Below are 19,966 nucleotides of genomic sequence, written 5' to 3'. Positions count from 1 at the left end.
CTTTATCTACTTGTGGAGAATTATGACTTACGCCATGACCTTTCTGCTGAAAGAAATTTTGGTTTTATGAATACTGATAAATCAAGGAAACAAGAAAGCGAGCGATAAATAAGAATACATAAAAACAGATGTGGCAATCTGTTCGTTGAAACAAGTAGTGATAATGATACTTCAATAGTTTAAGCCGGCTCGTCTGGAATAAGAGGCGGAGGTGAGATTCCTATGTTGCTGCCAAGCACCTACCAATGTCAAAAAACTTATATTCGATTAAATGCGAGGTTATGATCATGAAAAATGAAAACAAGAAAAATGAAGATAAAAAGCAAATAGAGAAAAATTATGAGAAGAAGATAACCTACTCAAGCAGCAAGAGCGAAAAGCTTGATTTGCTGGATATTATTGAAATGCACCTTTTAAGGTCGGTCATAAAACTATAGGGCTGACATAAAAATCCAGGTGCGGTACAATATAAGCGGTAGAAGCAATCTTCCTAAATGACTATTTGCCAAAATAAAATTTTAGGAGGGTTCTTATGAACAATAATATCGCTTGTATGTATCTTCGTCTTTCAAGAGAAGACGGGGATATTTCAGAAAGTAATTCTATTTCAAATCAAAGACAAATCATCAAGTCTTACGCTAAGGAAAACGGCATTACCATATCTAATGAATATGTAGATGACGGCTTTAGCGGTTCTAATTTTGACAGACCGAACTTCAAGAATATGATTGAAGACTTAAACGCAGGTAAGTTTAAGATAATTATCGTAAAAGACTTATCCCGTTTCGGTAGAGATTATATCGAGTCCGGCAAATACTTACAAAAGATATTTCCCGAAAAAGGTGTACGCTTTATTTCCGTAAATGATAATTACGACAGCGACAACGCTGATGTGAGCGATACCCACCTGATACTTCCTATTAGAAATTTTATCAACGACAGTTACTGCCGTGATATTTCTATGAAAGTAAAATCATCTAAGGAGGTCAAAAGGAAAAACGGAGAATTTATCGGCTCTTTCGCTCCATTCGGTTATAAGAAAGACAGTAAGAATAAGCATAAGCTTGTGGTTGACACGGAGGTTTCTCATATTGTCAGCCGTATTTTTGATATGAAAATTGAGGGATATTCCTCAAAAGCAATCGCTGATTTTCTAAACAGCATAGGTACGGTTACACCGTCCAGGCACAAGGAGAATAAAGGCGATAACTTTAACACGGGCTTTATCGTAAAAGATGCCAAGTGGGATGCTAAGATGGTCAACAGGGTCATCACCAATAAGGTATATATTGGCGTTTTAGAACAAGGCAAGACGGCAAAGCTCAATTACAAATCCAAAAGAGAAGTCGATGTAGCAAAGGATGACTGGATCATAATAGAAAATGCTCACGAAAGCATTGTTTCCAAATCCGTATTTGCACTGGCAAATAAAATGCTGCTTCGAGATGTAAAAGCTTCAAAAGAAAATCCGAGTATTCTGTCTGGAATGCTTTACTGTAAAGATTGCGGCAGCCCGATGATTAGACGAAAGGTCAAGTCAAAAGACGGCTACAACATCTTTTATATATGCTCCGAATATAACATCAAGGGCGAATGCACAAGGCATAGCGTTAAAGAAGATTATGTAATAGGTGCTACCATTCATGCTCTTAATGATTATCTTTCAAAATATAATGAGCTTCTTAAAAAGGTAAGTAAGATTGATATTTCTAAGCTCACAATCAAGGCTGATTTCGACTCCTTAAATGCGGAAAAGAAAAAGTATGAAAGGCTTAGAGGCTCTCTTTATATGGACCTGGAAGAAGAGCTTATTACCACAGAAGAGTTTGAGAGATTTAGAAAAAATTATCTTCTTAAGATTAGGGAGATTGAGAAACAGATTATTACAAAGCAAAAAACGATAGAAGAATTAAAAGAAAAAATTAAAGATAAGGGTAGTTTTGTTTCCGATATTATTCCTAATGTAGAAGAGGGTACGCTGAATAGATTATCCTTGGTGTCTTTCATTGACCGCATAGAGATTGGCGAAGATAACGCCATAAACTTTGTCTTTAATAATATGGATACAGTAAATCTAATGCAGGCAATTTTAGACAGTGAAAAATGCGAGTTTAAGGCTTCAGATGAAAATAAGGTGAAAGTATTTACCATAGGCAGAGCTTATGGCGAAGCCTTAGAAATGAATATGCCAAAACTTGCGGTGGGAGGTGTTTGCTAATGGCAAGGACTTCCAAAAGATACATTCAAAAGGCTGAGGATAGTACAGAAAAGGTATTTTATAAAGCAGGTATTTACACAAGACTGTCATCTGAAAGAAAAGAAGAATGGAGAGAGAAATCTTCTTCCATTGAAACACAGCTGCTTTGTTGTAAAGAATATGCCTTAAAAGAAAACATTAAGGTCTTAAACACATATACAGACTATGAATATAGTGGAACAAATTTTGAAAGACCTCAGTTTCAGGAGATGATGCAGGATATTAAGGATAGAAAGATAAACTGTATTATCATAAGGGACTTATCAAGACTTGGCAGAGAATATCTTGAAATGGGAAGACTGATTGATAAAGTATTTCCGTTTTTAGGTGTTAGATTTATCTCGGTTAATGACAAGGTGGATACTGTAAAGGACTTGGACTCTAAAAAGTCATTTGAGGTAACGCTGAAAAATATCGTCAACGATATGTATGCCAAAGATATTTCCGTCAAGATAAAAACAAGTAAGCATAACAGAGCAAAAAACGGATATTTTATCGGTACTGTTCCTCCTTACGGATATAAGGTTGTAAAGCTGAAAGAGGGACAGAAATTAGAGATAGATGAAAAAGTTCGCTTCATCGTAGAAGAGATGTTCCGCTTAACACTTGAGGGTAATAGTCAGTATGAAGTTGCAAGATACCTTAATAGAAAAGGATATGCCACAGGTATGGTTTACTATAAGACCGGAAGAGTTTACAGGCTTGACGGAGAACCGCAGTGGCATAAGTCTACTATTTCTAAAATCCTAACAAACAGAGCCTATACAGGCACATTGGTGCAGGGAGTAAGACAGCAAAATCTTGCAAAGGGTGTAAAACAGCATTTTGTAGAGGAAAATGAGCAGATAGTATTTGAAAATGCTCACGAGCCTATTATCTCAAAAGAAGATTTTGAAAAGGTGCTTGAGGGTAGAAAACAAAGACTTGAAAATCATCGTTTCGCTGCTAAAATGCACGACTTTGAAAGAGATTATGAAAATAGATATAAGGGCTTGGTTTTCAACAATAACACCGGCAAAGAGCTTTTCAGAAGAACAAGAATATATGGTAAAAATCAGGATAGACTTTACTATTCTTTTCAAAATGACACCTATACGGGAACACTTGAAAAAGAAAAAAGTGTCTTCGTCATGGAAAGAGATTTAGATAAGGCTATCAGTGATAAGGTATCCGAGTTTATTACAAAAGCTACAAGTAAGAAAAAGTTTATTGAAAGAGTGTCTTTGAGATTTGATGAGGGGCTTTCCCTTGCCACAAAAGATACCCAGAAGCTGAATGATAAGGTATTGAAAGAAGAGCTGTTCATTCAAAAGGCGTATGAGGAATATAGCCTTGGAAAGATTGACAGGGAGCTTTATTCACTGAAAAGAGAAATTGCTCTAAGTCATATAGCCACAATTAACAATGAAGTAATAGCTCTTGAAAACAAGGCAAAAGAGCTTGAAAAGGAAAAGAGAAAATCACTTAAATGGATAAGGGATGTATTTTCAGCAAAGGGAATTGAAAAGCTTTCAGGCGATTTAATTCACAGCCTTGTAGAAAAGATAATCGTTTATGCCAATCACGATTTCGAGGTGATTTTCAAATTTAATATGGATATGCTGATGGGAGGTGTAGAAAGTGAGTAAGATAGCCCTTTATATCAGACTTTCCGTAGAAGATCAGATGAAGAAAGACGAAAGCGAGAGTATCATCAATCAAAGGCAATATCTGAATGACTATCTCAATAGAAATGAAGAGTTTAAGTCTTTTCAAAGAGAAGAATATATTGATGACGGCTATACCGGAACAAATGAAAAGCGTCCTTCTTTTCAAAGAATGCTTGAGGAAGTAAAGTCCGGAAAGATTAACGCAATCATCGTAAAAGACCTTTCAAGGTTTATGAGAGACTATATTGCTCTTGGTGATTACCTTGAAAATATCTTTCCATTTCTTGGCATAAGATTTATAGCCATAAATGACGGATATGACAGTGCGAAAGAAAAAGGAAATGGAACAGACCTTGATATTCAGTTTAAGGGGTTGCTCTATGATTTCTATACAAAGGATATTTCGCAGAAGATTAAGTCGGTTTCAACGGAACTAAAAAAGCAAGGGAAATTCCTTGCTTGGAGTCCGCCACTTGGCTATATGAAAGATCCGGTTGATAAGTACAATATCATCATTGATGAAAAAACTTCTTGGATAGTCAGAAAAGTATTTGACTTAGCTTTAAGCGGAATGGCTACAAGAAAGATTGCAGCCGTAATGAATGCTGAGAATATACCTACACCGAATGAGCGTAAAAAAGAACTTACCAATATGGACTACGAGTATAACATCGTATCTTCTGAAAACAGAAAGAATCCTACTTGGACAAACGGAACTGTAACGGATATGCTCTCAAACGAAAATTACACAGGTACTTATGTCTTCAATATGCAAGAAAAATCAGTGTTGACACCCAGAAGCTTCAAATTCCATCCAAAAGAGGAATGGGGCAGGGTGCATAACCATCATGAAGCTATTATCTCTCAGGAAGAATTTGATAAGGTTCAAGCCATAAAAGAAAGCAGACGCTTTATTAAAGGTAAGAATACTGATTATCCTTGGAGACAGCATTCACCACTTCAAGGATTTGCTAAATGCCCTACTTGTAATCATATATTGGGATTTGTTCAGTCGAAAAGACCGAGGCTTGATGGAAGCGTGAGGGTACACAAGTATTTTCATTGTAGAATTTGCAAATGCAACAATGTGGAACATAAGAATTCAAGAGCGGAGAAACTTGAAGAGCAGGTTTTAGCTCTTATTAAAGAAAAATATGGTGAGGTTAAAGCTGAGCAAAAGGATAAGATAAGCGTTAAAGATTTGGAAAAACAAGTCGAAAGACTTGAAGCTAAAAAGACTTCAGACTTTGAAAAATACAAACTCGGCAAGATGACAAAGCTCAAATTCATAGAAAGTAAAAAGAGTATCGACAAAGCACTTGAAAGCCTATCGGAAAGAATAGCGGAACTTTCTAAACAAGATGAGGTAGTTAAGGATAATGAGCTTACAAGGGAGCTAATGGAAAAGTATATTGACTCTGTCCTATGTGAGGGAAGCATTGTTCAGAAAATCATATGGAAATAGACGCAAGAGGGAGTGAGAAATCACTCTCTTTTGTTGTCTAAAAATAGACAATATATTTTGTGTCATTCGCTTGACACGAGAGGGATGTGACGGTTTATTTTGCCAATTCAAATATTCACCCCAAAGCAGAATACCAACGCCGTGCCTATGTTGCCCAAAAATTTGTTCACGATTTCAATGAAAATACTGGTAATCATGTTCAATATTTAGAAGCCCCCTATGAGCCGCAAGAATTTTTCCGAACAGTACACGGTTTGGAAGAAGAGCCGGAGGGTGGCGATCGTTGTAAAGTCTGTTATGATTATCGCTTGGATAAAACGGCACAAGTGGCGGTTGATTTGGGATTTGACTATTTTGGAAGTGCCTTGACAATCAGCCCTCATAAAAATTCGCAGACAATCAATAGCGTTGGAATTGAAGTACAGAAAGTCTATGCAACCCAGTATCTTCCGAGTGATTTTAAGAAAAATCAGGGCTATAAGCGATCGGTCGAAATGTGCGAGGAGTACGACATTTATCGCCAATGCTATTGTGGTTGTGTATTTGCAGCACAGGCGCAAGGAATTGACCTCGTTCAGATTAAAAAAGATGCGACAGCTTTTTTGAAAGGGAAAGATTTAGAAAAAGATTATTCGCATATTAAATTTACTGTCACGAATGGAGAATCCTAAAAATAACGCTTGTATTGAAGCTAATCGTGCTTCTTTGTACAAGGTTATTTTTGTTTATACATTTAGAAGTTTTATATCTTGACGTCATCAATATATTGTGTTATCATCTTCTTTGGCACAATATATGGTGGTTAGGCTGAGGCTGATAACCTGATATTGGATAGATTTGGGAGGTGCAGGAAGATAGTGATTATTTTAGCGGGCATGATTGGGGTAGGTAAGACGACTTACACTTATCGATTAGCCGAGGAATTAGGAACGCAGCCATTTTTTGAACCGGTAGAAGAAAATCCTATTTTGGATAAATATTATGAAGACCCTGATAAATATGGTTTTGCTTTGCAGATTTACTTTCTAAACAAACGCTTTAAAATGATTAAAGCGGCCTATCATGATGACAATAACATTCTAGATCGTTCTATTTATGAAGACGCTTTGTTTACTTATATCAATACACTCAAGGGAAGTATCAGTGAGCAAGAGTATGATATCTACTTGGAACTTTTGGACAATATGATGGAAGAAATCCAAGGTCTGCCTAAGAAAGCGCCAGATTTGTTGATTTATTTAGATGGTAGTTTCGACCATATTATGAACAATATCAAAAAACGCGGTCGCAATTATGAGCAACCAAATGAAGAAAATGGACTAGCTGACTACTACCAACTGCTTTATAAGCATTATCAAAATTGGTATGAGGATTACAACTACAGTCCTAAAATGAGAATTGCAACGGATGATTTAGATATTGCAAATCCAAATGACTGGAATCACGTCTACCAACAAATTCAACAAAAATGAAAACGATTGGGCTTGAAAAATGAGTCTAATCAAGAAAGTTTCGAAATAGCTTCGAGATTTTTGTATACATCAATAAAAAAGAGAGACAGATGATAACTGATCGACAAACGAAAATTCTTCAAGAAGCTAGAGATTTTGCTTATGCTGAACTGAAAGACGAAACAAGCGGACATGATTGGTGGCATATTGTACGTGTCACAAATATTGCTGTAGAAATTGCCAAACAAGAACGAGCAGATGTTTTTATTTGTGAGCTAGCTGCCTTACTACATGATATAGCTGACGGGAAGTTAAATGAGAGTGAAGAAGTGGGCTTGCAAAAGGTTGAGCAATGGCTACAGAATCATCAGGCTTCAGAGGCGGAAATAGCTCATGTGTTAGAGATTGTTTCAACAATGTCATTTAAAGGTGATCATCAACAGAAGAATGTTAGCACTTTGGAGGGGAAAATTGTTCAAGACGCTGACCGTTTGGATGCGATTGGAGCGATTGGAATAGCGCGAGCTATGGCTTATTCTGGATATACGGGCAGACCCATTCATGACCCTGCCTTGCGACCGCGAGAAGATATGACGGTAGAAGAATATCGAAGCAATAAAGGAACAGCAATTCTACATTTTTATGAAAAGTTGTTGAAGTTAAAAGATTTGATGAATACAAATTATGCCAAGCAATTAGCCATGGGCAGGCATCGCTTTTTGGAAGAATACCTAGAGCAATTCTACGCAGAATGGGATGCGAAAAAGTGACAATTAAAGATACGAAAAAGCTGAGAATATGATTTCCCAGCTTTTTTGAATGCGATAGAAATAGCAACTAGATTATTTACGAAAAGCATCAATGATGTAGGTAAAGCCAGCAACTAAAAATGCAAAGGCAACGACATAAACGACAAAGACACTTGTAGCTACTGGATTGAACAGAATCGCTAGACCTAGTAAAAATGCAAGCAACGCTATCCACATGATATGGTTGCCAATAATAGGGAAAATCAATCCCAGACGATTGCCTTTAAAGAAAGCTATAATGGCTTCTACAATTAACCAAATTCCTAAAACAGTTGGAATGACAACCGGCAGGGTCACAAAGCCATAGGCAACGAGGTAAAGAGCTAAGAGAAGATTAACAATCCCTTGGAAAAGATAAACTGGTGAGCGAAGCTCTTTTGGTACAGAGAAATAGCCTAAAATAGCTGCTATAGAAGCAACCAGTAAACCAAATGCAATCCACCAGCTGTAAGCAACAAGATTAGCTGCTGGGTTTGTAAATAGAAAAAGTGCTAAAAGGACAAAAACAACTCCTGCAAGGAATAGCAATAAACGATTAGAAAATTTCATTTCAATACCCCCCTATATAGTATAGTTTGATAATGAAAGTATTTTACATATTTTTATAGGAAATGTCAATAAAATAAATGGACAATTTGGAAGTTTCAGTCTGATTCATGAAAAGAAAATCAGTTTTTATCATTTTGAAAATAAAAAGAGAAGATAAAATTTGTCTTCTCTACATGAAAATATTGTATGGCATCAAAGCAAAAGTAACTGGCTTTACACTATTTGTTAAGATGTAATTTGATTCAAAAAGAAAAGATAGATTTAAAAGTGGGGCAAATGATGGGGCAAAAATAGTTGAGAGTAAGTGAAAAAGCCTATATGATAGGCTTTTGTATGTAAATATTAGATGCCCCCTACAAGTATATTAGAATATATAGCACTCAACGATTATTGATTTTCTGAGCTTTTCATGCTTTATAAGTAGGTATATGAGTTTGGGAACAGTATAATGCACGGCAAATTCACGGCAAAAATTAGATGATGGGATTTAATGTTTTAGGTTGATTTAAAATTTTTTGAATTTTTTGCTTGCGTTTCTGTATTTCATATGATAGAATTAAAGTGTAAGATACGATAGAACAAAGAAAGGAGAGAAAATGAGTCGAGAATATAAAACGGTTCGAGTTGCTCACGAAACTAAATACTGGATAAATGAGCTTATTTTCTTAAAGGAAGAACAGCTGAAAAGTGAAAAGAATTCTTTAATAGATAAGTATGAGTCAATATTGAAAGAATATGAAGATTTTTCTCAGGGATATTCTCCTACTTTATCCATAATGGTCTCAAGTGGAAGTATTTTGGAAGCTGCTTATTATTTTGTAAAAGCGAAAGATGATAGAAAAGAGATTGAGTGGTCTCAAGTCTTTGCAGAAATAGCAAGCCAAAAAGTAGATTATTCGCAAGAAGTTGGGACGATTACCCCAAGATTTTATCTATTTAGCGACGTGTTGCAAGGGTTAGAGGATTATAGATATAAACTAAAACCAGAATCTATGCAAAGAGTAATCAATTTAAACTATGTTATAAAAATATTCATATACCTTTACTATCGTTCACAAATAGAGGAAATTGAATTGTTTAAGGCAAAAAGGAATAACAAATAATAAGGGTGGGTTTCATCTTTATTATTTACTAACAAAGTTTTATAGTGTTATACACTTTATTTTTTGGACAACGAGTTCTATCGAGTGTTACACAGAGAAACAAAAGGAGAGAAAATGAGGGCACGAGCTTCGCCAATACTTATTAAGAATATTGACTTTAGCTGCAACAATAAGATAGAGAAATGGAGAAAACATGAAAACTTTTAAAGAAATTTTTGACAAAGAAAATATGGAAATGCCGAATGAGAATGGAATTAAGCGAGTACAAAGTTTTAATTCAAATGTATCAGTAGACTTTATATTAGATGATGAATCACGAGAGTTCCTCAAGCGAAATTTACCATTTGCTAAAATTAATGAGCCTACTTTGAAAAAGATTGCAGAAAATATTCTTATTCTTAATCGGCAGAAACATCGTGTTTCTGATAAAACTCGACTTTCCTTGATGAATGAACCGGTTTATCAAGGATATAGAAATACTTCTTTTTACAGCTCTGTAAGTGAATCTTAAAACTGTGAGGGAGATTTTTTCTCCCCTACATTCATTATTAAAAAGAAATGGAGAATATAAAAAATGAAAAATTACTTTTGGATAACAACGTCCTTTGTTCTATTAGCGATAATTTCCGTTTTAGCTGGCTTCACAGCAAAAGGCATAGATTTTACAGCCTATACACCATGGCTATCTATTAAATGTGCTCTGTTGCTCTCTGTTGCAGTTCTGTTAATTCAGCTTCCTGCAATTATTGTAATGTTCATTGAAAATATAGGTAAATCAAAATGACTGATAATTTTAAAACATATGTATTCTTTCTAATATTTGTAATATTAGCTAGCATAGGAGTTTTTACGCTCCCTCAAGGGCATTTTCTTTCAAATGTTTCCCTTTTTATTGGGTGTATTTCACTGCTTATTTCTACCTACTATTTCACAAAAATCAAGCTCATAGGAATCTATGATTTGCTAAAAGAGTTTATAGATAAAATAAAGGGCGTTTAAATGTTTAAAATAAGGCAAACAGCAGATCTCACAAAAAGCTCCTTTTTATCGAGTGTAAGATTAAGACGTTTTCATTGGGCATTATTATTCAGCCTTGGTATAGCTTCGATTTTTGTTGTAACAAATACTAGGTTTTCTGATTTGATAAAAACTTTACTTATTGCGCTAATTTTAAATGTAATTTATAAATTCCATTTAAAGTTAAAATCACTAAGATATAATCTTGAAAATTATTTGCTAATTCGCGAGCGATTGTTGTGGGTTTTGTACACCAACCGACTTTATACTGCTGCTAAGAACAGCACGGGTTATGAGAAAATTGTTCGGTCTGCTGTTTTAGAATATGCCCTCAATAAAAAAGAAGGTTATATTTTGGTCAAAGCTCTTATCACAGGGGACGAGTTCTCCAAAAAAGTCCAGTTGCTTGATGACGTAATTGCAGGGGCACTAGAACTAGAGCTGGAAGAAAAAATTATTCGCCCTAGTTTTGTAGAGTACCACTTTTACTACAAAAAACCAGAAAGGCTAATTCTACAATCTCACGATCAAAAGCAAGTAATCAACAATCTTGATATCGACTTAGGGTACGGAATAGTCTATAACCCAGTAAAATGCCCTCATATTTTAGTTTCGGGAGGTACAGGAAGCGGAAAGTCGGTTTTTATATCTTTCCTAATTTTAGAATTTCTCAAACGTCAATCAACTGTCTATATAGCGGATCCTAAAAATTCTGATCTAGGTAGCTTGTCACATTACTTTGGAAAAAAATATGTAGCAACCACTCTTAACAATATCGCTCGTGTTGTACGGTTAGTAGTTGAAGAAATCCGGGAACGATATCAATATATGCGTGATAACTTTCAATACGGCTCAAATTTTACCGACCATGGATTTAAACCAGTGTGGCTCATTTTTGACGAAATGGGAGCATTCCAAGCTTCAGGAACAGATAAAAAATCAAAAGAAGTTATTACTGAAGTCATGGACGGTATCAAGCAAATTATTCTATTGGGTCGGCAAGCTGGAGTATTTATTCTTATCTCTGCTCAGCAAATGCGTTCAGAGACGTTGAATACTGATTTAAGAGATAATCTCGGCTTGAGAATTGCCTTAGGTGCAAATTCAAGCGAAGGCTACCGCATGGTGTTTGGTTCTGCTACTCCTGACAAGTTAAAACCTATTGAAGAAAAAGGAGCAGGCTATCTCTATATGCAAGGTTCAGGTAAGGGAACCGCACAATATTGGGAAAGCCCTTACTTAGATACCAAACAATTTCATTTTATAAGCGAACTACAATTATATTTAGAGGAGGAAACGAATCAAATGTCCTAAAAATTTGATGTAAAAAGATGAGGTCTTTAGGACTAGCGAAATAGGGACGATTGCCAGGGGGCAGAATCGAGCGGAGCGTTCCTCTTTTCGCTAGGGAGAAAGAGCCCACCGACTGCTTTAGCAGGAGGTCAGAGAATCCCCCCAGTACTAATAGGGGGCGATTGACGTTAAAAGCTGTATAACTGTATATTATTTTAAATAAGAAAGGATTTTAACTATGAAAGAAACTGTTGTTGTTCTAGCTATCTCTACTAAGAAAGAGAAAGGCTGGTTGAAAATTGCCACTTTACGTGATTCTTGGGGCGATCTTGGTATGCACTTTGATAAAGGAAGATTTAGTGGTATTTTTGTATCTCCTGGCATTTATGAAGTTGAAGTTGTTAATAATGCTTCATTTGGTCAAAATGCTCAGTATGAAGTGATTCAAGCTAGAAAGATTGGAACTTTTGAAGAATTAATTGAAATGGCGGAATTAAATAATAAATAATTTATATTTTAGGGTAAGACTGGGCCTGCCAGCTTTGCTGGCAAGTAGGGCGTGGTCAGTGGAACGGCAGTCTTACCCTAAAATTTAAGTATTTATAGAATGTTTTAATTTTAGTTTTTTGAAGGAGAAATTTCATGGATAGAGAAGTTTTAAATCGGGCTCCCTCTAATAGCCCGATAAGTATACATCAAATGTCTGATAAGAGTTACTCCAAATTTCAAGAGGAGGTATCTTTGAAGTATGGATTCATTGGTCTGAAATTAGACAAATTGAGTTTAACTGCTGAAGTTAGCGAAGAATTTCATTCTGCGATTCTTAACGGGAGTTTTATCCTATATGATTACTTTGGTGTAGTTGAACCAAATTTAAATAGAAATGGTGAACTATCTAGTTATAAAGGGCAATTTTTTGATGATGGAAAAGAAAATTGGTACATAGAGTATACCCCCGTTGCATCTATCAAGATGAACAAAAGACCTTTAAAGATTGAATTTACTCCTTCTAAAATTTCAAAAAAGAATTTTTTAGTTGTTTTTCATAGACTGTTTCCGTATATGTCTAACATTGCAATATCTACTTTTCATTTAGCTTATGATTTTGAGCGGGATTTATCGGCTTTACGTGTAAATTGGCCAAAAGTAATGTATCGTCCTATTTATAAGGGCATGAAACTTGAAACTATGGATTTTGGTGCTCCTAAAGGTAATTATCATTTAACCGCTTATAACAAACTTAAAGAACGTATGGATAGTGGAGATATGGCTGAAATAGAAATTTATAAGCAATACGATAATCTATGGAGAATTGAGTATAAATTCTATAATGAAGGCAACATAAAAAAGGAATTAAAAAATGGATTGCCATTTTTAGCTAAAATTCCAGTGTATATTGAAAATTTTAAAGGCTTAGAATTTAATAATTTAGGTGTTAATGAGAAGATTTATCTTTTTGCTCTTCGTAATAAGCCTGAATTATTTGCAGAATCTGATAAACGAACGGTAGCTAAATATAAAAAACTTGCCGAAAGTATATCTGAGGTTAATTTAAATGTTTTTTTTCAAAATGCTTTAGATTTTGTTGAAATCTTTAATCAAGAGCCTTGTTTGATAAATTTTTTTGAGTTTATGAATTCTATGTTACAAGGCGATATTCCAAAGTTAGCAATAAACTAAGAATAATGAGAGGGTAACGGTATGAAAGATACGATTTCGAATAAGGATTTGATTTCCATGGGTTATAGACCATCAACAGCTAACGCTATTATTCATCAAGCTAGAGATATACTTGTCTCCAGAGGGTATACATTTTATGAACGTAAACGATTAATGGTAGTCCCTAAATCCATTGTAAAAGAGTTGTTAGGAATGGATTTGTAAAAAATGGCTTATATTGAATATAAACAGCGTGGGAAGAAAAGGCTTTGGTCGTTCTCTATACGTGAGAGGAGTAAGAGTCTACTCCATAGGAGTGGATTCAAGACAAAAAGAGAAGCTAAAATAGAAGCGGAGAAAGTCCTTCATAAGTTAAATACTGGGAGTGTTTTGCGCTCTAATATGACTTTATCGGAACTTTATCAAGAATGGCTTGATTTAAAAATTTTACCTAGTAGTAGAAGTGAGGTCACAAAAAAGAAATACATCATGAGAAAAAAGGTCATCGAAAGGCTATTTGGAGATAAACCTGTTTCAAAAATTAAGCCCAGTGAATACCAGAAAATTATGAATGATTACGGTAAAAAGGTTTCTAGAAATTTTCTGGGGCGTCTTAATTCAAGTATACGGGCAAGTATTCAGATGGCTATTGCTGATAAAGTTGTTATTGAAGATTTTACTGCTTATGTCGAGTTGTTTTCAAGCAAAAGCGGACAGGCAGTAGATGAGAAGTATCTGCATACAGAGTATGATTATCAAAAAGTGTTAACTTATTTACGAGAAAAATTTGATTATGACAGATCTATTGTTCCTTACATCATCTATTTCTTGTTTAAAACGGGTATGAGATTTGCAGAGTTGATTGCTTTGACTTGGAATGATATAGACGAAGTAAACGTACAGGTGAAAACTTATCGTAGATATAATACGTCAATACATAAGTTTACTCCTCCCAAAAATAAGACTTCAGTAAGAATAGTGCCCATTACTCCAGATATGCTTGATTTGTTAAATAGTCTAAAAAAATTACAGGCTCAAGCAAATAAGTCATTGAACATTGTAAATAAAGATAGTCTAGTCTTTCAACATTATGGGTATGCTCATGCTGTGCCAGATATAGCGACAGTGAACAAAGCTATTAAAGTTATGCTGATGGAGCTTGATATTTTTCCCATCATTACCACTAAAGGAGCTAGGCATACTTACGGTAGTTATTTATGGCATAATAATATTGATTTGGGAGTGATTGCTAAGATTTTAGGTCACAAAGATATTTCAATGCTGGTAGAAGTATATGGTCATACATTGGAGGAAAAGATAAGCGAGGAATTTATGGCTGTAAAAAGTTTGTTGTAAATTCACGGCAAATTACACGGCAAATATTATCAAGACAAGCAAAAAAGCCTTGTAAATTAAGGCTTTTTCCTCTATATTTCTATGCCCCCTACAGGGCTCGAACCTGTGACCCATGGATTAAGAGTCCACTGCTCTACCAACTGAGCTAAGGAGGCAACAGAAAAAGCTGTATTGGTGCCGGACCTTCACGATTTGTATTGAACCCGCGCAATTAAGCAGGTGGGCAACTCGCTCTAACTGAAGCTGCTTCCGCGTGAAACGGCCTGCAAGCTGTTAGAAGTCTTTTGTTTCCCTAATAATACAAAAAATAGTCGGTCAACACTTAAGTGTGAAGTCGTACACCACAGCGTTTCTATAATTATGATACCACAATTTTTGAAAAATTCAAGAGAAAAAATTGATTTTTTGCAAACGATACCACGATTTTTTAGTGGTTTTTGAGTTGTTCAATCTTATTTTTAGTCATGCCAAGGGCTCGTTCGTACTTCCCGTTTTCGTTCGGAGTGAAATAATCGGCATTTTTAATTTTTTCAGGAAGGTAGTCTTGCTGCACCCAATTACCAGGATAGTTATGTGGATATTTGTAATCCTGCGCATTTCCCAGCTCCTTGCTACCAGCGTAGTGACCGTCTCGTAGATGGCGGGGGATAGGTAAGTTTCCATTTTGTCGCAAATCAGAAAGAGCTTTATCTATAGCTACTATGGCAGAATTAGACTTAGGAGAAAGCGCTAGGTCAATGACAATATTGGCAATGAGGATGCGAGCTTCGGGGAAGCCGATTTTCTGAGCGGCTTCAAGTGCAGTCACTGTATGAATCTGAGCATCGGGGTTTGCCAGACCAATGTCCTCATAAGCGATGACCGTCAGACGTCGTGCGAGACTGGGAAGGTCTCCAGCTTCAATCAAGCGAGCTGCATAATGGAGACTGGCATTGACATCAGACCCGCGAATAGACTTCTGTAAAGCGGACAGGACGTCATAGTGACCGTCTCCGTCTTTGTCCATAGTGATGTAGCTTTTTTGTAGGCTGTTTTCCATAATATCCAGAGTGATATGGCGAACGCCTGCATGATCCGCTGAGGTAGAGAGGACTGCTAAATCTAGAGAATTAAAGGCTGAGCGCAAGTCTCCGTTCGTGGAAGTGGCAATGAAATCCAGAGCGTCATCATCTAGCTGGACAGGAAAATCAAAACCTCGTTCGGTGTCCGTCAGGGCTGTTTGAATGGCTTGTTTAATATCATCATTTGTCAGAGGCTCCAGCTCGAAAATCTGTACTCGGCTGCGAATAGCGGGAGTGACGGAGAAAAAGGGATTTTCTGTTGTGGCGCCAATCATGATGACCAGACCGTTTTCTAAGAGCGGTAGGAGGAAGTCCTGTTTGGTCTTGTCCAAGCGATGAATCTCGTCTAACAGCAGCACCAAACCACCAGAGAATTTGGCTTCTTCCGCAATCTCTTGCAGACGCTTCTTACTATCAACAGTAGCATTAAAGGTCCGAAAAGCAAATTTGGTAGTTCCGGCAATAGCCGAAGCAATTGAAGTCTTGCCAATCCCTGGCGGACCATAGAGAATCATGGAAGACAGGCGATTGGCTTCCACCATGCGACGAATGATTTTTCCTTCACCGACCAGATGTTTCTGACCGATGACCTGATTGATATTTTTAGGCCGCATGCGAATCGCTAAATTGTCTGGCATACGTTTTCCTCCTTACTGGTATTCTTTTCAACTGTTCTGATTTATGTTACTATAGTTGTATCTATTTTAACACATTTTAAAGGATTAGAGAGAGGCTTGCTATGGCTAAATATGGATTTTTGGATATATTAGATGAAGAAATGGAGAAATGTTTTCCATTTGACTATGAAATCAATTGGGATAAGAAGAATCATGCCGTAGAAGTGTCCTTTCTCTTAGAAGTACAAAATGCAAATGGCATCGAACTGTTAGATGTGGATGGAGAAAGTAGCACAGAAGACATTTTCTTTGAAGAAAGCGTTCTCTTTTATAATCCTACTAAGTCTCACCTTGAAACAGAGGACTATCTAACAGTTGTCCCTTACGAGCCAAAAAAAGGTTTGTCTCGTGAATTCTTGACCTACTTTGTGGATTTTTTGAAGCAGACAGCCGAAGAGGGATTAGATGCTCTCATGGACTTTCTGGCAGATCCAGCGGCAGAGGAATTTGAAATTGTCTGGAATAATGAAGCTTTTGAAAAAGGCAGAGCAGGGCTGACGGAGACGGAATTTTATCCATATCCGAGGTACTGAAATACAAGCGTGTCTAAGAAGAACACTGATTTTACGGAGGTAGGGAAGAATGAGCGATATGACTGTTTTGCATCAAACGTTTGATTTCTCAGGTTGTAAAATTGCTTTGCTGCATGGCGATACAATTTTAACCATTTTAAGAGACGATATTCCCACTATTCCTTATCCCAATATGTGGGATTTTCCTGGAGGTGGGAGAGAAAAGGGTGAAACGCCTTTTGAGTGTATCAAGCGAGAAGTTTTTGAGGAATTAGGCATTGAACTCAAAAAGGAATCCATTACATGGGTCAAATGTTATCAGGGATTTGTTCATCCTGAGAAAGTTTCTGTTTTCATGGTGGCTTCTATCTGTCAAGAACTGATAGATCAGATTGTCTTTGGTGACGAAGGACAGGGCTACAAATTAGTAAATATAGAAGAATTACTAGCGGATGAAAAGGTCATCCCGCAGTTGAAAAGTAGATTGGGAGATTATTTGGAGGTGCAGAGATGATTCATATAGAACAAGCAGAAGCTACAGATTTAGAAACCATTATCAGTATTCAACGTGCTAGTTTCAAGTCTGTTTATGAAAAATATCATGATCAGTATGACCCTTATCTGGAAGATAGAGAGCGGATCAAGTGGAAGTTGGTGGAACGTCCTAATAGTTTTTACTATTTTGTCAAAGATGACGAAGAAATTGTTGGCTTTCTTCGCTTGCAGACCAATGATGCGCGAACAGCAGGTTGGCTTGGGACAGCTGCAATTTTACCTCAATATCAGCGAAAAGGCTATGGCTACGAAGGAATTCGCCTGCTAGAGAAAAAATTTCCGACGATTACTCAGTGGGATTTGTGTACAGTTTTCCAAGATGAACCTATGGTCAAATTTTATGAAAAATGCGGCTATCATCAAACGCATACTGAACCAGAGCAAGAGGGCATGGATATGGTTTATATGACGAAGAGTATTAAAAGAAAGGAATGACACATGAACACTTGGCAAGAACTAACCATTACGGTCAGCCGTGAGGCGGAAGAAGCGGTCAGTAATATTCTAATTGACCTAGGTAGTCAAGGCGTGGCTATTGATGACAGCGCAGATTATCTGGGGGAAGCTGGTCCTTTTGGGGAGGTGCTGCCTCAGGTAAAGCAGCTGAATACGGTTGCCATTACGGCTTATTACCCAGAAACAGTGAACCTTGAAATGATTCGTCAGGAAATGAAAGAGCGTTTGGCTCAGTTGAGGGATTTTGGTTTAGAGATTGGAAAAATCCAGCTAACCACTCAGCAGCTGGCAGAGGAAGATTGGGCGGACAATTGGAAAAAATATTTTGAACCGGCTCGCATTACTCATGATTTGACTATTGTGCCGTCTTGGACGGACTATGAGGCTGGTCCGAGTGAGAAGGTTATCAAGTTGGACCCTGGTATGGCTTTTGGCACGGGCACTCATCCGACCACCAAGATGAGTCTCTTTGCTTTGGAGCAGATTCTGCGTGGCGGAGAAACAGTGTTGGATGTAGGCACTGGCTCTGGCGTTCTTTCTATTGCTAGCTCACTCTTGGGTGCCAAAGAGATTTTCGCCTATGACTTAGACGATGTGGCTGTCCGTGTTGCTCAGGAAAATATTGCACTGAATGCTGGAACTGAAAATATTCACGTGGCAGCTGGCGACCTTCTCAAGGGCGTTGATATTGTGGCTGATGTCATTGTAGCCAATATTCTGGCAGATATTCTGGTAAATCTGACGGATGATGCTTACCGTTTGCTTAAGGATGAGGGCTACCTGATTATGAGCGGGATTATCTCTGAGAAATGGGATCTGGTGCGGGAGTCGGCAGAAGTTGCTGGATTTTTCCTAGAGACCCATATGATTCAGGGCGAGTGGAATGCCTGTGTTTTTAAGAAAACCAAGGAGATTTCAGGAGTGATAGGAGGTTAGATGCAGCAATATTTTGTGAACGGGCAGGTTGAAAATCCTGTCATTATCAGAGATAAAGATACCCTTAAGCATATGTTTTCTGTGATGCGTTTGGTAGAAGATGATGAGGTAGTGCTGGTTTTTGAGGATGGTATTAAACGCCTAGCAAGAGTTGCAGATAGAGAGTGCCATGTGCTGAATCTGGTAGAAGATTTACCAGACAACGCGGAGCTGCCGATTCATGTGACGGTTGCTTCTGGCTTTCCCAAAGGAGACAAGCTGGAATGGGTAGCTCAGAAAACGACGGAACTGGGTGCAGCTGCTATCTGGGCCTTTCCGTCCGACTGGTCTGTTGCCAAGTGGGACGGTAAGAAACTTGCTAAAAAAGCAGACAAACTAGAGAAGGTTGTTTTGGGAGCGGCAGAGCAGAGCAAACGCAATTGGGTACCAGAAGTTCGACTTTTCGAGAAGAAAATTGATTTTTTAGATTGTTTGAGCCAGTTTGACCGTGTTATTGTAGCTTATGAGGAATCTGCTAAAGAGGGAGAGTCTGCTGCTTTGGTAAAGGCTGTGACAGAACTTAAAAAAGGAAGCCGGATTTTATTTGTTTTTGGTCCAGAAGGCGGTCTGTCTCCAGCAGAAATTACTACATTGGAAGAGGCAGGAGCTATACTTGCAGGGCTAGGTCCACGTATCTTGCGGACAGAGACAGCTCCACTTTACGCATTAAGTGCAGTTAGTGTTTTGACAGAGTTGATGTAGCCGGAAAGTTTCATTGATCAAGCTCATTTCTATTGTTCTTAACTCTTAACTTTGGTATAATATAAGTGAAATATCTAGTTTAGCTAGAAAGGATGGAAGCACGGAAACAAATCTGCTGGCTAGATTGCGAAAACTGCTTTTGCTTGGTAAGGAGAGGAGGTTCATCATGTCTTTATCTACCTTATTTGAGCTGTTTATTGCTATTTTAGGTGTTGTATCAGCTTGCTATCTCATTTATGCTTATGTTGAATTTATCGGAGATATGCTACATGCAGAAAAGCATCACCTCTTCCATCACAACCCGCCTATTCTAAACTTAGGGTAATTGCTATTTACTGGATATGGCTTATATGTAATCGCAGTTTGAAAAAAATCGACCATTTCTCACAGAAGCTTTGCATTCTTCTGTGTTTCCTTGTT

The 19,966-nt window shown here is 37.2% G+C and carries 22 protein-coding genes, 1 tRNA gene and 1 pseudogene; 21 read left to right on the top strand and 3 right to left on the bottom strand.

Annotated elements, in window-relative coordinates; all coding sequences use genetic code 11:
* The first annotated feature begins 287 nt into the window (after positions 1 to 287).
* The 7 genes and pseudogenes from ANG_RS11220 to ANG_RS09620 all read left to right on the top strand — a co-directional run bounded on the left by ANG_RS11220 (position 288) and on the right by ANG_RS09620 (position 7,592).
* Positions 288 to 437, top strand: a complete 150-nt coding sequence (locus ANG_RS11220) for a hypothetical protein (protein WP_002843633.1) — start codon at positions 288 to 290, stop codon at positions 435 to 437.
* A 95-nt stretch (positions 438 to 532) separates the two neighbouring features.
* Positions 533 to 2,218, top strand: coding sequence for a recombinase family protein (locus ANG_RS09645; protein ID WP_002843660.1), 1,686 nt, complete (start codon positions 533 to 535; stop codon positions 2,216 to 2,218).
* Positions 2,218 to 3,885, top strand: a complete 1,668-nt coding sequence (locus ANG_RS09640; RefSeq protein WP_025271975.1) for a recombinase family protein — start codon at positions 2,218 to 2,220, stop codon at positions 3,883 to 3,885. The genes ANG_RS09645 and ANG_RS09640 overlap by 1 nt, the downstream gene beginning before the upstream one ends.
* On the top strand, positions 3,878 to 5,371 hold the full coding sequence (locus tag ANG_RS09635; RefSeq protein WP_003038722.1) for a recombinase family protein: 1,494 nt from the start codon (positions 3,878 to 3,880) through the stop codon (positions 5,369 to 5,371). Before ANG_RS09640 ends, ANG_RS09635 begins: the two co-directional genes overlap by 8 nt.
* Positions 5,372 to 5,454: 83 nt before the next feature.
* Positions 5,455 to 6,042: pseudogene (locus tag ANG_RS09630) on the top strand (epoxyqueuosine reductase QueH); the annotation flags it as partial.
* A 186-nt stretch (positions 6,043 to 6,228) separates the two neighbouring features.
* Entirely contained in the window at positions 6,229 to 6,843 is a 615-nt protein-coding gene (locus tag ANG_RS09625; protein ID WP_038677347.1) for a deoxynucleoside kinase, read from the top strand.
* An 89-nt stretch (positions 6,844 to 6,932) separates the two neighbouring features.
* Positions 6,933 to 7,592, top strand: a complete 660-nt coding sequence (locus ANG_RS09620; protein ID WP_038677346.1) for an HD domain-containing protein — start codon at positions 6,933 to 6,935, stop codon at positions 7,590 to 7,592.
* Between the two features lie 72 nt (positions 7,593 to 7,664).
* Here the strand turns inward: ANG_RS09620 and ANG_RS09615 are convergent, their stop codons facing one another.
* On the bottom strand, positions 7,665 to 8,180 hold the full coding sequence (locus ANG_RS09615) for a DUF308 domain-containing protein (RefSeq protein ID WP_003037609.1): 516 nt from the start codon (positions 8,178 to 8,180) through the stop codon (positions 7,665 to 7,667).
* 596 nt (positions 8,181 to 8,776) lie between these two features.
* On the opposite strand from ANG_RS09615, the gene ANG_RS09610 reads away from it, so the two are divergent.
* The 8 genes from ANG_RS09610 (at position 8,777) to ANG_RS09570 (ending at position 14,608) form a co-directional block, all read left to right on the top strand.
* A complete protein-coding gene (locus tag ANG_RS09610) occupies positions 8,777 to 9,283 on the top strand; it encodes a hypothetical protein (protein ID WP_025271972.1) in 507 nt (168 codons plus the stop codon).
* A gap of 193 nt (positions 9,284 to 9,476) precedes the next feature.
* Positions 9,477 to 9,794 carry a hypothetical protein gene (locus ANG_RS09605; RefSeq protein ID WP_025271971.1) on the top strand — a complete coding sequence of 106 codons (318 nt, stop codon included), beginning with the start codon at positions 9,477 to 9,479 and terminating at the stop codon, positions 9,792 to 9,794.
* Positions 9,795 to 9,857: 63 nt separating this feature from the next.
* On the top strand, positions 9,858 to 10,067 hold the full coding sequence (locus ANG_RS09600) for a hypothetical protein (RefSeq protein ID WP_025271970.1): 210 nt from the start codon (positions 9,858 to 9,860) through the stop codon (positions 10,065 to 10,067).
* Positions 10,068 to 10,282: 215 nt separating this feature from the next.
* Positions 10,283 to 11,614, top strand: a complete 1,332-nt coding sequence (locus tag ANG_RS09590) for an FtsK/SpoIIIE domain-containing protein (RefSeq protein WP_025271968.1) — start codon at positions 10,283 to 10,285, stop codon at positions 11,612 to 11,614.
* 217 nt (positions 11,615 to 11,831) lie between these two features.
* Positions 11,832 to 12,101: a hypothetical protein gene (locus tag ANG_RS09585; protein ID WP_025271967.1), complete on the top strand. Its 270-nt coding sequence runs from the start codon at positions 11,832 to 11,834 to the stop codon at positions 12,099 to 12,101.
* A 134-nt stretch (positions 12,102 to 12,235) separates the two neighbouring features.
* Positions 12,236 to 13,273 (top strand): replication initiation protein, encoded by a 1,038-nt coding sequence (locus tag ANG_RS09580; protein WP_038677344.1) that lies wholly within the window; start codon positions 12,236 to 12,238, stop codon positions 13,271 to 13,273.
* Between the two features lie 21 nt (positions 13,274 to 13,294).
* Positions 13,295 to 13,477 (top strand): DUF3173 domain-containing protein, encoded by a 183-nt coding sequence (locus ANG_RS09575; protein WP_025271966.1) that lies wholly within the window; start codon positions 13,295 to 13,297, stop codon positions 13,475 to 13,477.
* A gap of 3 nt (positions 13,478 to 13,480) precedes the next feature.
* Positions 13,481 to 14,608, top strand: coding sequence for a site-specific integrase (locus ANG_RS09570; protein ID WP_025271965.1), 1,128 nt, complete (start codon positions 13,481 to 13,483; stop codon positions 14,606 to 14,608).
* Positions 14,609 to 14,690: 82 nt separating this feature from the next.
* Here ANG_RS09570 and ANG_RS09565 read toward each other — a convergent pair.
* Both ANG_RS09565 and ANG_RS09560 read right to left on the bottom strand, forming a co-directional pair.
* Positions 14,691 to 14,763, bottom strand: a tRNA-Lys gene (locus ANG_RS09565).
* 272 nt (positions 14,764 to 15,035) lie between these two features.
* Positions 15,036 to 16,307 carry a replication-associated recombination protein A gene (locus tag ANG_RS09560; protein ID WP_003037622.1) on the bottom strand — a complete coding sequence of 424 codons (1,272 nt, stop codon included), beginning with the start codon at positions 16,305 to 16,307 and terminating at the stop codon, positions 15,036 to 15,038.
* 101 nt (positions 16,308 to 16,408) lie between these two features.
* Between ANG_RS09560 and ANG_RS09555 the strand changes: the two genes are divergently transcribed.
* The 6 genes from ANG_RS09555 (at position 16,409) to ANG_RS11215 (ending at position 19,871) form a co-directional block, all read left to right on the top strand.
* Positions 16,409 to 16,879, top strand: coding sequence for a DUF3013 family protein (locus ANG_RS09555; RefSeq protein ID WP_003037612.1), 471 nt, complete (start codon positions 16,409 to 16,411; stop codon positions 16,877 to 16,879).
* A gap of 49 nt (positions 16,880 to 16,928) precedes the next feature.
* Positions 16,929 to 17,372, top strand: a complete 444-nt coding sequence (locus ANG_RS09550; RefSeq protein ID WP_003037586.1) for an NUDIX hydrolase — start codon at positions 16,929 to 16,931, stop codon at positions 17,370 to 17,372.
* Positions 17,369 to 17,848 carry a GNAT family N-acetyltransferase gene (locus ANG_RS09545; protein WP_003037584.1) on the top strand — a complete coding sequence of 160 codons (480 nt, stop codon included), beginning with the start codon at positions 17,369 to 17,371 and terminating at the stop codon, positions 17,846 to 17,848. The genes ANG_RS09550 and ANG_RS09545 overlap by 4 nt, the downstream gene beginning before the upstream one ends.
* A 3-nt stretch (positions 17,849 to 17,851) precedes the next feature.
* Positions 17,852 to 18,805: a 50S ribosomal protein L11 methyltransferase gene (prmA, locus tag ANG_RS09540; RefSeq protein WP_025271964.1), complete on the top strand. Its 954-nt coding sequence runs from the start codon at positions 17,852 to 17,854 to the stop codon at positions 18,803 to 18,805.
* The gene (locus ANG_RS09535; RefSeq protein ID WP_003037582.1) at positions 18,806 to 19,546 is read left to right on the top strand and encodes a 16S rRNA (uracil(1498)-N(3))-methyltransferase; all 741 of its coding nucleotides are present in this window, start codon (positions 18,806 to 18,808) and stop codon (positions 19,544 to 19,546) included.
* A 166-nt stretch (positions 19,547 to 19,712) separates the two neighbouring features.
* Positions 19,713 to 19,871 (top strand): hypothetical protein, encoded by a 159-nt coding sequence (locus tag ANG_RS11215; RefSeq protein ID WP_172636400.1) that lies wholly within the window; start codon positions 19,713 to 19,715, stop codon positions 19,869 to 19,871.
* Positions 19,872 to 19,966: the final 95 nt, after the last annotated feature.

The sequence above is a fragment of the Streptococcus anginosus subsp. whileyi MAS624 genome (genome assembly GCF_000478925.1).
Taxonomy (GTDB): domain Bacteria; phylum Bacillota; class Bacilli; order Lactobacillales; family Streptococcaceae; genus Streptococcus; species Streptococcus whileyi.
Note: the sequence above shows the minus strand (reverse complement) of the source record. Positions and strands in the feature narration are given on the sequence as shown.

Bases quoted from the DNA above. Each gene is read 5' to 3' on its own strand.
- ANG_RS11220 (WP_002843633.1), top strand. From the start codon at position 288: ATGAAAAATGAAAACAAGAAAAATGAAGATAAAAAGCAAATAGAGAAA.
- ANG_RS09645 (WP_002843660.1), top strand. From the start codon at position 533: ATGAACAATAATATCGCTTGTATGTATCTTCGTCTTTCAAGAGAAGAC.
- ANG_RS09640 (WP_025271975.1), top strand. From the start codon at position 2,218: ATGGCAAGGACTTCCAAAAGATACATTCAAAAGGCTGAGGATAGTACA.
- ANG_RS09620 (WP_038677346.1), top strand. From the start codon at position 6,933: ATGATAACTGATCGACAAACGAAAATTCTTCAAGAAGCTAGAGATTTT.
- ANG_RS09615 (WP_003037609.1), bottom strand. From the start codon at position 8,180: ATGAAATTTTCTAATCGTTTATTGCTATTCCTTGCAGGAGTTGTTTTT.
- ANG_RS09610 (WP_025271972.1), top strand. From the start codon at position 8,777: ATGAGTCGAGAATATAAAACGGTTCGAGTTGCTCACGAAACTAAATAC.
- ANG_RS09605 (WP_025271971.1), top strand. From the start codon at position 9,477: ATGAAAACTTTTAAAGAAATTTTTGACAAAGAAAATATGGAAATGCCG.
- ANG_RS09600 (WP_025271970.1), top strand. From the start codon at position 9,858: ATGAAAAATTACTTTTGGATAACAACGTCCTTTGTTCTATTAGCGATA.
- ANG_RS09590 (WP_025271968.1), top strand. From the start codon at position 10,283: ATGTTTAAAATAAGGCAAACAGCAGATCTCACAAAAAGCTCCTTTTTA.
- ANG_RS09585 (WP_025271967.1), top strand. From the start codon at position 11,832: ATGAAAGAAACTGTTGTTGTTCTAGCTATCTCTACTAAGAAAGAGAAA.
- ANG_RS09580 (WP_038677344.1), top strand. From the start codon at position 12,236: ATGGATAGAGAAGTTTTAAATCGGGCTCCCTCTAATAGCCCGATAAGT.
- ANG_RS09575 (WP_025271966.1), top strand. From the start codon at position 13,295: ATGAAAGATACGATTTCGAATAAGGATTTGATTTCCATGGGTTATAGA.
- ANG_RS09570 (WP_025271965.1), top strand. From the start codon at position 13,481: ATGGCTTATATTGAATATAAACAGCGTGGGAAGAAAAGGCTTTGGTCG.
- ANG_RS09560 (WP_003037622.1), bottom strand. From the start codon at position 16,307: ATGCCAGACAATTTAGCGATTCGCATGCGGCCTAAAAATATCAATCAG.
- ANG_RS09555 (WP_003037612.1), top strand. From the start codon at position 16,409: ATGGCTAAATATGGATTTTTGGATATATTAGATGAAGAAATGGAGAAA.
- ANG_RS09550 (WP_003037586.1), top strand. From the start codon at position 16,929: ATGAGCGATATGACTGTTTTGCATCAAACGTTTGATTTCTCAGGTTGT.
- ANG_RS09545 (WP_003037584.1), top strand. From the start codon at position 17,369: ATGATTCATATAGAACAAGCAGAAGCTACAGATTTAGAAACCATTATC.
- prmA (WP_025271964.1), top strand. From the start codon at position 17,852: ATGAACACTTGGCAAGAACTAACCATTACGGTCAGCCGTGAGGCGGAA.
- ANG_RS09535 (WP_003037582.1), top strand. From the start codon at position 18,806: ATGCAGCAATATTTTGTGAACGGGCAGGTTGAAAATCCTGTCATTATC.
- ANG_RS11215 (WP_172636400.1), top strand. From the start codon at position 19,713: ATGTCTTTATCTACCTTATTTGAGCTGTTTATTGCTATTTTAGGTGTT.